Genomic DNA, 12,460 nt, shown 5'->3' with positions numbered 1-12,460 from the left:
CCGCCGAACGCTCCCCGGTAGATCGCACCTTTGCAAGTGGAAATCTGGCTAGGATGAACCCCATGCCCTCGCCGGACACCGATCAGCGTCTCGCCCAGCAGCAGGCCATCTACGGGATCTCCCTGTCCGAGCGCTTCGGCGTCATCATGGCCGCCTTCGGGCTGAGCCAACGGACCTTGGCCCGCGTGCTGGGGCTCTCCGCACCCATGCTGTCCCAGCTGATCAACGCGCAGCGCATCAAGATCGGCAATCCGGCCGTCTATGAACGCCTGGTCATGCTGGAGGAGCGCCAGGACGAGGCGGACCTGACCCGGGTGCTGTCCGAGGTGGAGGCGTCGGAGCCGGTGCTCAGCACCCACGCCTCGCGGGCCCGGCAGGCCCGCCTCCTGACGCCCGGCGCCGGCGCCCTCCCGGATGCCGATCCCGCCGCCCCCCTGGGCGGGCTGGCCACGGCGGAGCAGCTCCGCGCCACGGCGCAGGCCGCCCGTGCCACCGGCGCCGCTGCCCTCGCCGACGTCCTGGACCGGGCGGCCGCCCTGCGCGGCTGAGCAGCCCCCAGCGCCGCCCCCGCCTTCACCTCCGCCCTCGCCCCGCTGCCGCCGTCGCTGCCGCCGTCGCGATGCGCTGCGCGCCAAGCCCGCCGTGTGATGGGATGGGGCCATGGAATCCGTCTCCAGTCAGACCATCCCGTCCCCGGTGAACTGGGACCTGGCGGCCGCCACCGCGGCCCGCCTGTGTGCCGCCGGGCCGCGGTTCACCCGTCACCAGGCAGAGCGTGAGGCCAACGGCCTGCGCCGTGCCGCCGAGCTGTCCGTGGACCACGTCCACCGGATCACCCGGCTGGACGCCGCGAAGGACCTGCGCGATTCCGAGGTGCTCGTGGTGGACCGCCCCACCTGGACGCAGGCCAATGCCCAGGCCTTCTCCACCCTGCTGAGCCCGGCCTTCGAGCACGTCCAGTCGATCCGCCCGGACGAGTATGCCCGCGCCACCGGCGGACTCGGCACCGTCGCCACCGCCATGGAGGCTGGCGCCCTCCTGGCGTTCCTCTCCTCAAAGGTCCTCGGCCAGTACGAGCCGTTCTGTGCCCTGCCGGGGCCGGACGGGACCTCCGCCGGGCCCGAGGGCGGCCGCCTGCTGCTGGTGGCACCCAACATCGCCGAGGTCAGGGTGGAGCTCAACGTGGACCCGGAGGACTTCCGGCTCTGGGTCTGCCTGCATGAGCAGACCCACCGCGTGCAGTTCGCCGCCGCCCCGTGGCTGCGCGAGCACCTGCAGTCCCACATCACGGCCCTGGTCTCCGGCATGTTCGAGAAGGCCGACACCCTGTCTGAGCGCCTCTCCGCCCGTGTCCGTGCCCTGCTGCAGGGACCCGAGGCGGACCCGGCCTCCGTGGAACGGGGCCAGGGCTCTGCCGAGCTGGGCACGGACGAGCACCCCGCCTCCATGGGTCTGCTCGAACTGATCCAGGACCCCGAGGACAAGAAGCGGCTCGCCCACCTCAACGCCGTGATGTCCCTGCTGGAGGGACACGCCAACGTGGTGATGGACGCCATCGACTCCTCGGTGGTCCCCACCGTCAAGACCATCCGCCAGCGCTTCGACCACCGCGGTGCCACCCGCTCCTCCCTGGACCGCTGGATCCGCCGTTTCATGGGCATGGACGCCAAGATGCGCCAGTACCGGGAGGGCCAGCGCTTCGTGAAGCACGTGGTCCGGGAACTCGGCATGGACGGCTTCAACGTGGTGTGGGAGGCGGCTGAGAACCTGCCCGGCGAGCAGGAGATCCAGCACCCGGAACAGTGGATCCAGCGCATCCGGGAGACGGGCTGAGCCCGGTACCGGACGGCCCGGCTTCAGCGGGCCAGGACACCTGCCCGACGCCGGCCGGGCCGGAGACCTGGCCGCCCGCCTCCCGCTGGCCGCAAGTCCTCCACCGCGCCGTGCAGGCGGTCGCGGCGGCCACCCAGGGCCGCCGGACGCCGCTGGTCGGCCTCTCCGGCGGCGCGGACTCCCTCGCGCTCGCTGTGGCCACCGCGGAGGCGGTCCGCACCCGGACCAACCCGGCGCTGGCCGGTGGGGCGGGCGCCGTCGTCGTGGATCACGGTCTCCAAGCGGACTCCGCCGCCGTGGCAGACCGCGCCGCCGCCATCGCACGGAGACTGGGACTCGATCCGGTGGTGATCGAGCGCGTCCAGGTCACCGCCACCGGCGCCGGGCCCGAGGCCGAGGCCCGCCGGGTCCGCTACGCGGCGCTCGAGGCCGCTGCCGAGCGCCTGGACTCCGGCGCCGTGTTGCTGGCGCACACCCGCGATGACCAGGCCGAACAGGTCCTGCTGGGCCTCGCCCGGGGATCCGGGACGCGGTCGCTTGCGGGGATCCCCCGCCGTCGGGGGCTGATCCTGCGTCCGCTGCTGGACCTGGCGCGGCAGGAGACGGAGGCCATCTGCCGCTGGGCCGGCGTGAGCTGGTGGCAGGACCCGGCCAACGCGGACCCGGCCTATCTGCGCTCGCGGCTCCGCACCCGTGTGCTGCCCGCGCTCGAGGATCCAGAGGAGGGTCTGGGCCCCGGCCTGTCCGCGGCCCTGGCGCGCAGTGCGGACATCGCGGCCGAGGACGCCGATGCCCTCGAGCAGTGGGCCTCCCGTGAGTACAGCCGACTCGTGGGGTACAGGTCCGGCGAGTACACGTCCGGTGTCGGGGACCGTCTCGACATCACGGCCGACCGGAGTCCGCACGTCTCCCTGCCGCTGGAGGAACTGGCGGCATTGACGGACGCGATCCGGTACCGGGTCATCGGCACCGCTGTCGTCGCGGCGGGCGGTGAGCGGCCCAGTCGCGAACGCGTGCTGGCCGTGGACCGGCTGATCGCCGGCCGGTCCGGTGGGGGGACCTCGGCCGGGCCGGTCCAGTTGCCGGGCGGCGTGGTCTCCCGCCGTCATCGTACCGGCGGGTATGCGACACTGGACTTCGACGCCGGAGAGGTCCTGGAGTCCCCTGCGGACTCCCCAGAGCCCCCGGCGCCTTCCCGGTAGCGCAAACCACAGAACCCCGCAGCAGGAGCAGCCCGCATGGAAGCACAGGACGTGCACGGCGACCTGGATCATGTGCTCATGACCACAGAGCAGATCCAGGACACCATCAAGGATCTGGCAGCCCAGATCGACCGCGACTACGAGGGCAAGGATGTCCTCCTGGTGGCGGTGCTCAAGGGGGCGGTGATGGTCATGGCCGACCTCTCCCGCGCACTGCACTCGCACGTCACCCTCGACTTCATGGCCGTCTCCTCCTACGGTTCGGGGACCCAGTCCTCCGGCGTGGTGCGGATCCTCAAGGACCTCGACGCCGACCTCATGGGCCGCCACGTGCTCATCGTCGAGGACATCATCGACTCCGGCCTGACCCTGTCCTGGCTCAAGACCAACCTCGAGTCCCGTGGCCCCGCCTCGGTCGAGATCTGCGCCTTCCTGCGCAAGCCGGAGGCCATGAAGGTCGAGATCGACGTCAAGTACGTCGGCCAGGACATCCCCAACGAGTTCGTGGTCGGCTACGGCCTGGACTTCGACGAGAAGTACCGCAACCTGGACTTCATCGGGACCCTCGCCCCGCACGTCTACTCCTGACGCCGTCCGCCGCGGGCGCCGGCAGCCATTCCACCGCCCGCGAACGGCGGACTCCCAGACCCCGGCCGTAGACTATCCCCCGGTACCGTGGACGGGTACGGCTGTGCCCGGAGCCGGTGGTTCCGTTCCGCAGCGGGCCAAGGGCACAGTGCCGTACCGGATGGTCACGCCGTGCCCATCGGAGCAGGTCAAGGTCAGGAGAGTTGTTGAAAGCCAAGAAGGTCTTCAAGGGCCCGATCATCTGGATCGTTTTGGCCGCCGTGTTCCTGATGCTGATCATCCCCGCGCTGACGCAGGGGTCCTCCGCCCGGGTGGACACCAACGTGGGCCTGGTCCTGCTCGAGGAGGACAAGGCCGCCCAGGCCAAGATCCTGGACGGTGAGCAGCGTGTCGACCTGACCCTGCGTGAGTCCTACTCCCAGGATGGCCGTGACCTCGGCACGGATGTCTACTTCTACTACTCGACGGCCCGCGCGGACAACGTGGTCGAGGCCATTGACGCCTCCGGCCTGGACGGCTTCACGGATGAGCCGGTGCAGAACAACTGGCTGCTGTCCATGCTGGGCTTCATCATCCCCTTCCTGCTCATCGGCCTGGTCTTCTGGTTCCTGATGTCCCGCATGCAGGGCGGCGGCGGCAAGGTCATGCAGTTCGGCAAGTCGAAGGCGAAGCTGATCTCCAAGGACATGCCGCAGGTGACCTTCGTGGATGTGGCCGGCGCCGAGGAGGCCGTGGAGGAACTCCACGAGATCAAGGAATTCCTCGCCGAGCCCGTCAAGTTCCAGGCCGTCGGCGCCAAGATCCCCAAGGGCGTGCTGCTGTACGGCCCTCCCGGCACCGGCAAGACCCTGCTCGCCAAGGCCGTGGCAGGTGAGGCAGGGGTACCCTTCTACTCGATCTCGGGCTCCGACTTCGTCGAGATGTTCGTCGGCGTCGGTGCCTCCCGCGTGCGTGACCTGTTCGAGCAGGCCAAGAACAACTCCCCGGCCATCATCTTCGTGGACGAGATCGACGCCGTCGGCCGTCACCGCGGGGCCGGCGTGGGCGGCGGCAATGACGAACGTGAGCAGACCCTGAACCAGCTGCTGGTGGAGATGGACGGCTTCGACGCCACCACCAACGTCATCCTCATCGCGGCCACCAACCGGCCCGATGTCCTGGACCCGGCGCTGCTGCGCCCGGGCCGCTTCGACCGGCAGATCCCGGTGGAGGCCCCGGACATGGAGGGCCGCCACCAGATCCTCTCCGTGCACGCCCAGGGAAAGCCCATGGCTCCCGGCACGGACCTGCGCTCGTTGGCCAAGCGCACCCCCGGCTTCACCGGTGCAGACCTGGCCAACGTCCTCAATGAGGCCGCACTGCTCACCGCCCGCTCCAACGCCCAGCTCATCGACGATCGCGCCCTGGACGAGGCCGTCGACCGGGTCATGGCCGGGCCGCAGAAGCGCTCGCGACTGATGAAAGAGCACGAGCGCAAGGTCACCGCCTATCACGAGGGTGGCCACGCGCTGGTGGCGGCCGGACTGCGCAACTCGGCGCCCGTCACCAAGATCACGATCCTGCCGCGCGGACGCGCCCTCGGCTACACGATGGTGGTCCCGGAGGAGGACAAGTACTCCGTCACCCGCAACGAACTCCTCGACCAGCTCGCCTACGCCATGGGCGGCCGCGTGGCCGAGGAGATCATCTTCCACGATCCGTCTACCGGAGCCTCCAACGACATCTCCAAGGCCACGGACACGGCCCGCAAGATGGTCCTCGAGTACGGCATGAGTGAGCGTGTGGGTGCCGTGAAGCTCGGTTCCGCCAGCGGCGAGCCCTTCATGGGCCGGGACATGAGCAGCGGCCGTGAGTACTCCGAGCGCGTCGCCGGCCTGGTGGACGCCGAGGTGCGTCAGCTCTTGGACCAGGCCCATGACGAGGCGTACTGGATCATCAACGAGAACCGGGAGATCCTGGACCGGCTCGCCTACGAGCTGCTGGCCAAGGAGACCCTCAACCAGGCCCAGATCGCCGAGATCTTCTCCGAGATCCGCCAGCGCGAGCCTCGCACGGTGTGGCTCTCCAGCGAGGACCGGCCGGTCTCCGACCAGCCGCCCATCCTGTCCCCGGCCGAGCGCCGGGCCCTGGCGGAGAAGGCCGGATCGAACGGCCAGGGGCGCGACGCCGGCCGCGGGGGTTCCGACGGTCATGCCGGTCACTCCGATCCGGAGCAGGAGCCTCCCGTGGACCCCGAATCCTCCTCGGATTCGCTGAACCCCACGGTGGATCCCACCCCGGGCAGCCAGTTGCCCGGGGAGCCCGACGGCGGGACCGGCCGGCCCGGGGGACCCGCCGGTCCCACGGACCTGCCGCGCGCCGACCAGACCTGACCGGTCCGCCACCGGCCACCGCCCGGTGGCCCGGCCACCCCACCGGTTCACCCACCGATAGGATCGGAATCGTGGAGCAGACACAGAACACCCTGAGGGACGTGGACGTGGACGACGAGGCTGAGCTGGCCCCGGCCGGTGTGGACCGTCCCCGCATCGAGGCCGCCGTGCGTGAGATCCTCGAGGCGATCGGCGAGGATCCGGACCGGGAGGGTCTCCAGGACACCCCGAAGCGCGTGGCCAAGGCGTACGACGAGTTCTTCGCCGGCCTGAAGCAGGATCCCGGCGACATGCTGGGCACCACCTTCGACATCGCGCATGAGGAACTCGTGCTGGTGAAGGACATCCCGTTCTACTCCACGTGCGAACACCACCTGGTGCCCTTCCACGGCACAGCCCACATCGGCTACATCCCCTCCCCGGAGGGGCTGGTCACCGGGCTGAGCAAGCTGGCCCGGCTGGTGGAGGTCTTCGCCCGGCGCCCCCAGGTGCAGGAGCGGCTGACCACGCAGATCGTGGAGGCCCTCATGACCCACCTGAGCCCCCGTGGGGCCATCGTGGTGATCGAGGCCGAGCACATGTGCATGTCCATGCGCGGGGTCCGCAAGCCCGGCGCCAAGACCGTGACCTCGGCGGTCCGGGGACAGCTCCGCGACTCCTCCACCCGTTCCGAGGCGATGAGCCTGATCCTGCACGGCTGACCTCGGCGCCACCGCGCCACCGCCTGCATCTCTGACCTGCCGCGCGCCACCGGTGCCGCCGGCCACCGCGATGAAAGGACCACCGATGGACTCGATGGCAGCACAGACCGGAACCGGGCCCAACACAGGCCCCCTCTCAGTGGTCCGCAAGGTTCGCCGCCGCACCCTCCACGACCTGCCCACGGACCGCACGCTGGTCATGGGCGTCGTGAACGTCACCCACAACTCCTTCTCGGACGGCGGGGAATACCTGGCCGCGGACGCCGCCATCGAGCAGGGGCTGCGCCTGCACTACGCCGGTGCGGACATCATCGACGTGGGCGGGGAGTCCACCCGTCCAGGGGCAGAGGCCATCGATCCGGTCACGGAGCAGAACCGCGTCCTGCCCGTCGTCGAGGCCTTGGTGAAGGCCGGCGCCGTGGTGTCCGTGGACACCATGCACACCGTCACCGCCGAGGCCGCCCTCAAGATCGGTGACGTCATCATCAACGACGTCTCCGGGCTGAACTACGAAACCGAGATGCCCGAGCTGATCGCCCGCACGGGGGCGACGTACATCCTCATGCACAACCGCGGGGACGCCAAGACCATGGACTCCCTCGCTGACTATGGGGACGTGGTCGAGGACGTGGCGCGGGAACTGACCGAGTTGAAGGACGCGTTCCTGGCGGCCGGCGTGCAGCCCGAGCAGCTCATCCTGGACCCGGGACTGGGCTTCGCGAAGGCCGGCGCGCAGAACTGGGAGCTGCTGAAGGGCCTGGACCGCCTGCAGTCCCTCGGATTCCCGGTCCTCGTGGCCGCCTCCCGCAAGCGCTTCCTCGGCACCCTGCTGGCCAATGAGGCCGGCGCCGAACCGGCGCCCGCGGACCGCGACCACGCCACCGCAGCCGTGTCCGCCCTGTCCGCCCTGCACCGGGTGTGGGGCGTGCGGGTCCACGATGTCGAGCCCTCCCTCCACGCCGTCAAGGCCGCCCGGGCCTGGCTGGACCCGGAGGCCACCAGCACCCGCCGTCCGGGGGCCTGAGCCGTGGTCGAGAGCACCGGCGGGCACCCGGCCGACCGCATCTCCCTCACCGGGCTGACCGCCCGCGGCTTCCACGGTGTCTTCGCCGAGGAGAAGCGGGACGGCCAGGACTTCACCACGGACGTGGTGGTGCACCTGGACGCGGCACCGTCCGCCGCCGGTGACGACCTGGCCCGCACCGTCAACTACGCCCAGGTCGCCGAGACGGTGCTCCGCGTGGTCACGGGGGAGTCCCTCGACCTCATCGAGACCGTCGCCGACCGCATCGCCCGCGCCCTCCTCGCCGAACAGCCCGTGGCCACCGCGGTCGAGGTGACCGTGCACAAACCGCACGCCCCCATCGAGGCGGACTTCGCCGACGTCGCGGTCACGGTCTTCCGGAGCCGGACGTGACCTCGCCCGCCTCCCCTGCCGACGAGACCGGTCATCACGGGCCGGACCTCGACCGCGTCCCGTCCGCCCCGGTCCCGGCGGTGCTGGGACTCGGGGCGAACCTGGGAGAGGCCGCCGCGACCCTCAAGGACGCGGTCCGCCAGCTCGCCGAGACCCCGGGGATCGAGCTGACCGGGGTGTCCCCGGTCGCGGTGACCCAGCCGGTCGGTGGGCCCCCGGGCCAACCCGACTACCTGAACCTCGTGCTGACCCTCATGACGAGCCTGTCCCCGCGAGCCCTGCTCGCGGCCGGCCAGGAGATCGAGCACACGCACCATCGCACCCGCGAGGTGCGCTGGGGACCCCGCACCCTGGACATCGACGTGATCACCTACGCGGACCTGGCCTCGGACGATCCGGAGCTCACCCTTCCCCACCCGCGCGCCCACCTCCGCGCGTTCGTGCTCACCCCGTGGTCCTGGGTGGATCCCGAGGCCACGCTCGGCGGTGCGCGCGTCGCGGACCTGGCCGCACAGGCGGACGACGCCGGCTCGGTGCGGCGGCTGCCCATCGACACCGGAAGGCCGGCCTCATGAGCGGCATCCGGCCCCTGTGGCTGCTGCTGATCCTGCTCGTCTCCGGCGGTCTGGGCTGGGTGGCCGCACTGCTGACGGCCGAGGCGGGCGTGGTCGCACCGGTGCTGGTGCGCTCCTCCACGATCACCCTCGGATCCGTCGCCTTGCTGGTGCTGGTGCTCGGCATCCGCGTCCAGCGGGACAAGAGGCGCCCGCCCGCAGCCCGGATGAACCCGCTCGTGGCCACTCGGACCCTGGCGCTGGCACAGGCCGGCGCCTACGCGGGGTCGCTCATCGCCGGCTGGCACGGGGGCGTCCTCGTCCACCTGACCTCGGCCACCGGCTTCGGCACCCCCACCGTGAATGATGCGCTGTTGATGGTGGTCGGCGGGTTGGTTCTGGTTATCGTGGGATACATCGTGGAGCAATTCTGCCGCCTACCCCCGGAAGACGGGGCGGACGGCACCACAGACGCAAACGGCCGGAACGGCGAGGGGCACCGGGGACAGACCGGTCCCGCCTATGGCGCGGAGGGGGAAGGCGGATATGCCCGAACGGACAAATCATGATGTGGCTGACCTGGACCAGGTGGAGTGGACCCCGGTGTCCCCGAAGCTGGTCCCGGCCCATCTCATCTCCACTGGCCTCTCCACGCTGATCATCACGGCGGTCCTGGCCGTCCCGCTGGTCCTCATGCTGGTGGACGTCTGGCCCGCCTATCCGGCCTGGCTGGCATGGGGGCTGCCGGGGATCGTGCTGGTGTGGGGCCTCGTGGACCTGGCCCTCGTCCCACGCCGTGTGCGTGCCATGGGCTACGCCGAGCGTGAGGACGACTTCGTCTTCAAATCCGGGCTCTGGTTCCGCCGCGTGCTGGCCGTCCCCTATGGCCGCCTCCAGTACCTCGACATCAAGGAGGGTCCCGTGCAGCGGCGCTTCGGCATCCGCTCCCTGGAACTGCAGACCGCGTCTGCGGCCACCAACGCCACCATCGAGGGCATCCCGGCCGAGGACAGTGAACGGCTCCGCGACCAGCTCATGGCTCGCGGACAGGCACGTCTGGCCGGACTGTGACGGCGCCGCAGGAGCCGGAGGAGCCGGCAGGCGTCCGTCCGGAACAGGCGCAGCCGGACCACCAGCCGGACAGCACCGCCACGGCGCCGGCCGAGTCGCCTCTGCCGGCCCCCGGTGCGGGCCGTCCGGAGGCCGCCGACGGCGAATGGCACCGCGTGCATCCCATCAGCCCGTGGGTGCGGGGCTGGGTGATCCTCGTCGCCATGCTGTTCTTCGCCACCCAGTCGTTCGGCGAGGACATGGTCCGGGCGCTGGTCGGCCAGGGCGAGTTCCAGGCCGCCGAGGGCCTGTGGATCACCCTGGCCATCTACGGTGCGGTGTTCGTGGTCATGGTCATCATCTATTACTTCTCCTGGCGCTTCACCAAGTACCAGCTCGCCGAGGAACAGGTCCTGCTGGACACCGGCGTGATCTTCCGTCAGCACCGGCGTGTGCGCTATGACCGGGTGCAGGCTGTGGACATCCGGCAGCCGCTGCTGGCCCGTATCTTCGGACTCGCGGAACTGAAGTTCGAGGCCGCGGACGGCGGCAGCACGGCCATGCAGCTGTCCTTCATCAAGGAGGGCGAGGCCCGCATCCTCCGCGCCGAGATCATGGGCCGTGCGGCAGGCATCCGTGCCGGGGCGGATCCCGAGGAGGTTGCACGGCGGGGTGCCGCGGCGGCCACCGCGGAATCAGGAGAGGAGTTGAGTGAGGGAACCGGCGAGGGCCCGCGCCCGGCCGAGGCCCCGACGTCGGCCCTGCCCGAGGCGCCCGAGCACGTCATGCTCAAGGTCCCCGCGGGCCGGATGATCGGTTCGGTGCTGCTGTCCACGGCGATGATCGTGATGGTCTCGATCATCATCGTCCTGGTGGTGGGCGCCTGGATCCTGGACATGACCATCCCCCAGGATGGTGAGGACAACTGGTGGCTGATCCTGTTGTTCATCCTCATCCCCTTCGCCTTCTCCCTGGTCGGCGTCGCGTGGGGCGGATTCAACAAGGGCTACAACTTCACCGTCGCCACCTCACCGGACGGGATGCGCCTGCGGTACGGCCTGCTCGAGACCTCGCAGCAGACCGTCCCGCCGGGCCGTGTCCAGGCGGTGCGCATCAGCCAGGGCCTGCTGTGGCGGGCCTTCGGCTGGTACAGGATGAGCGTCAACGTGGCGGGTTATGGTGCCGTGACGGAGGGCAGCGGCGCCGACAAGTCCACGGTGCTGCCCGTCGGGACCATCGAGGACGTCATGCGCGTGCTCTCCGTGGTGGCGCCGGACCCGGGCGTGGAGGACGCGCCGGAGGTCATCCGTGAAGGCATCACCGGCAGCGGCGACGGGCGGGGCTTCACGCACTCCCCGCGGCGTGTGTGGTGGCTGGACCCGCTGACCTGGAAGCGCAACGCCTACCGGTCCACGGACACCATGGTCCTGCTGCGCTCGGGCAGGCTCGAGCGTTACCTGGTGCTCATGCCGCACGAGCGGATCCAGTCCATCGGCCTGCACCAAGGTCCCCTCGAGCGCCGCCTGCGCGTGGCCACCCTGCGGTTCCACTCCACCGCTGGCCCGGTGGTGCCGTTGCTGCCGCATGCGGATGTGGACGTTGCCGTTCGACTGTTCAACGAGGAGGCGGACATCGCCGCCGTCTCCCGCCGCATGCGGGACCGCAACCAGTGGATGCGCCAGGATGAGCTGGACCGATTCGAGCAGCGCACGCAGCAGGTGATCGAGCAGTGAACACCCAGCCCTGGGCCGCCGAGCCGCAGAACCGGCCCGGCCGGCTGGGCGTCGGCGTCATCGGAGCCGGCAAGGTCGGTGCCGTGCTCGGGGCCGCCCTGCGCAACGCCGGCCACGCCGTCACGGGCGTGCACGCCGTCTCCGAGGCCTCCCGCAGCCGGGTGGAGTCCCTGCTGCCCGAGGTGCCGGTGCTCGAGATCCCCGAGATCCTGCGCCGCTCCGAGATGGTCCTGCTCGCCGTTCCCGACGATGTGCTGCCAGCGCTGGTCTCCGGGCTCGCCGAGGCCGGTCACTTCCAGACCGGCCACCTCGTGGTCCACACCTCCGGGGCACACGGAGTGTCCGTGCTGGACCCGGTGCGGGCCTCTGGGGCGATCCCGCTGGCGATCCACCCCGCCATGTCCTTCACGGGACTGACCCTGGACCTGGCCCGGCTGCAGGACTGCATGTTCGGGGTCACCGCCGACCCGATCGTGCTGCCGGTGGCACAGGCGCTCGTGGTGGAGATGGGCGGGGAGCCGGCCGTCATCGCCGAGGCAGACCGGGGGACCTACCACGCGGCCCTGGCCCACGCCTCGAATCACCTCGTCACCCTGACCTCCCAGGCCGCGCAGGTCCTGGCCTCGATCGGGGTGGAGCAGACCGACCGCATGCTCTCCCCGCTGCTGAACGCCTCGCTCGAGAACGCCCTCGCCAACGGGGACGGTGCCCTCACCGGGCCGGTGGCCCGCGGGGACGTGGGAACGGTGCGCCGGCACCTGCAGGTGCTCGCCGCCGAGGGGATCCCGGCCGACGTCGGGCAGGCCTACCGGGCCATGGCCACGGCGACCGCACAACGCGCCCTGGCCCGGGGCGCGCTGTCCGAGGCCAGCGTGGCAGAACTCCTGGACGCACTACGCCGCTGATGCTCCTCCAGATTGACTAAATTGACCCGGCCGGCCTCCTGCGGACAAACTGGGCTCCAGTCTCGGTACAAGTAGTCGGCCCCGGCCGTCGTGCCTACGGGCTCA

13 protein-coding genes are annotated in these 12,460 nt (G+C 70.6%); all 13 read left to right on the top strand.

Going from position 1 to position 12,460, the window contains the following annotated elements:
• The first annotated feature begins 62 nt into the window (after positions 1 to 62).
• The 13 genes from ACFFIO_RS10690 (at position 63) to ACFFIO_RS10630 (ending at position 12,355) form a co-directional block, all read left to right on the top strand.
• Positions 63 to 548, top strand: coding sequence for a DNA-binding protein (locus ACFFIO_RS10690; protein ID WP_378041681.1), 486 nt, complete (start codon positions 63 to 65; stop codon positions 546 to 548).
• 112 nt (positions 549 to 660) lie between these two features.
• Complete coding sequence (locus ACFFIO_RS10685; RefSeq protein ID WP_378041680.1) at positions 661 to 1,833, top strand: Rv3626c family coenzyme F420 biosynthesis-associated protein; 1,173 nt, start codon at positions 661 to 663, stop codon at positions 1,831 to 1,833.
• A complete protein-coding gene (tilS, locus tag ACFFIO_RS10680; RefSeq protein ID WP_378041678.1) occupies positions 1,803 to 3,035 on the top strand; it encodes a tRNA lysidine(34) synthetase TilS in 1,233 nt (410 codons plus the stop codon). Before ACFFIO_RS10685 ends, tilS begins: the two co-directional genes overlap by 31 nt.
• A 36-nt stretch (positions 3,036 to 3,071) precedes the next feature.
• Positions 3,072 to 3,623, top strand: coding sequence for a hypoxanthine phosphoribosyltransferase (hpt, locus tag ACFFIO_RS10675; protein ID WP_115932510.1), 552 nt, complete (start codon positions 3,072 to 3,074; stop codon positions 3,621 to 3,623).
• Between the two features lie 206 nt (positions 3,624 to 3,829).
• A complete protein-coding gene (gene ftsH, locus ACFFIO_RS10670; protein WP_378041676.1) occupies positions 3,830 to 5,995 on the top strand; it encodes an ATP-dependent zinc metalloprotease FtsH in 2,166 nt (721 codons plus the stop codon).
• A 92-nt stretch (positions 5,996 to 6,087) separates the two neighbouring features.
• Positions 6,088 to 6,696 (top strand): GTP cyclohydrolase I FolE, encoded by a 609-nt coding sequence (folE, locus tag ACFFIO_RS10665; protein WP_378041846.1) that lies wholly within the window; start codon positions 6,088 to 6,090, stop codon positions 6,694 to 6,696.
• 85 nt (positions 6,697 to 6,781) lie between these two features.
• The gene (gene folP / locus ACFFIO_RS10660) at positions 6,782 to 7,720 is read left to right on the top strand and encodes a dihydropteroate synthase (protein ID WP_378041675.1); all 939 of its coding nucleotides are present in this window, start codon (positions 6,782 to 6,784) and stop codon (positions 7,718 to 7,720) included.
• A 3-nt stretch (positions 7,721 to 7,723) separates the two neighbouring features.
• A complete protein-coding gene (gene folB / locus ACFFIO_RS10655; RefSeq protein ID WP_378041673.1) occupies positions 7,724 to 8,113 on the top strand; it encodes a dihydroneopterin aldolase in 390 nt (129 codons plus the stop codon).
• Positions 8,110 to 8,688 (top strand): 2-amino-4-hydroxy-6-hydroxymethyldihydropteridine diphosphokinase, encoded by a 579-nt coding sequence (gene folK / locus ACFFIO_RS10650; RefSeq protein WP_378041671.1) that lies wholly within the window; start codon positions 8,110 to 8,112, stop codon positions 8,686 to 8,688. The genes folB and folK overlap by 4 nt, the downstream gene beginning before the upstream one ends.
• Complete coding sequence (locus ACFFIO_RS10645; RefSeq protein WP_378041669.1) at positions 8,685 to 9,236, top strand: DUF3180 domain-containing protein; 552 nt, start codon at positions 8,685 to 8,687, stop codon at positions 9,234 to 9,236. The genes folK and ACFFIO_RS10645 overlap by 4 nt, the downstream gene beginning before the upstream one ends.
• Positions 9,214 to 9,738 (top strand): PH domain-containing protein, encoded by a 525-nt coding sequence (locus ACFFIO_RS10640; protein ID WP_378041667.1) that lies wholly within the window; start codon positions 9,214 to 9,216, stop codon positions 9,736 to 9,738. The genes ACFFIO_RS10645 and ACFFIO_RS10640 overlap by 23 nt, the downstream gene beginning before the upstream one ends.
• Positions 9,735 to 11,450, top strand: a complete 1,716-nt coding sequence (locus ACFFIO_RS10635; RefSeq protein WP_378041665.1) for a PH domain-containing protein — start codon at positions 9,735 to 9,737, stop codon at positions 11,448 to 11,450. Before ACFFIO_RS10640 ends, ACFFIO_RS10635 begins: the two co-directional genes overlap by 4 nt.
• Positions 11,447 to 12,355, top strand: coding sequence for a Rossmann-like and DUF2520 domain-containing protein (locus ACFFIO_RS10630; RefSeq protein ID WP_378041664.1), 909 nt, complete (start codon positions 11,447 to 11,449; stop codon positions 12,353 to 12,355). The genes ACFFIO_RS10635 and ACFFIO_RS10630 overlap by 4 nt, the downstream gene beginning before the upstream one ends.
• The last annotated feature ends 105 nt before the right edge of the window (positions 12,356 to 12,460 follow it).

The organism is Citricoccus parietis, assembly GCF_042433045.1.
Taxonomy (GTDB): domain Bacteria; phylum Actinomycetota; class Actinomycetes; order Actinomycetales; family Micrococcaceae; genus Citricoccus; species Citricoccus parietis.
This window is presented reverse-complemented; position numbering and strand designations above follow the sequence as displayed.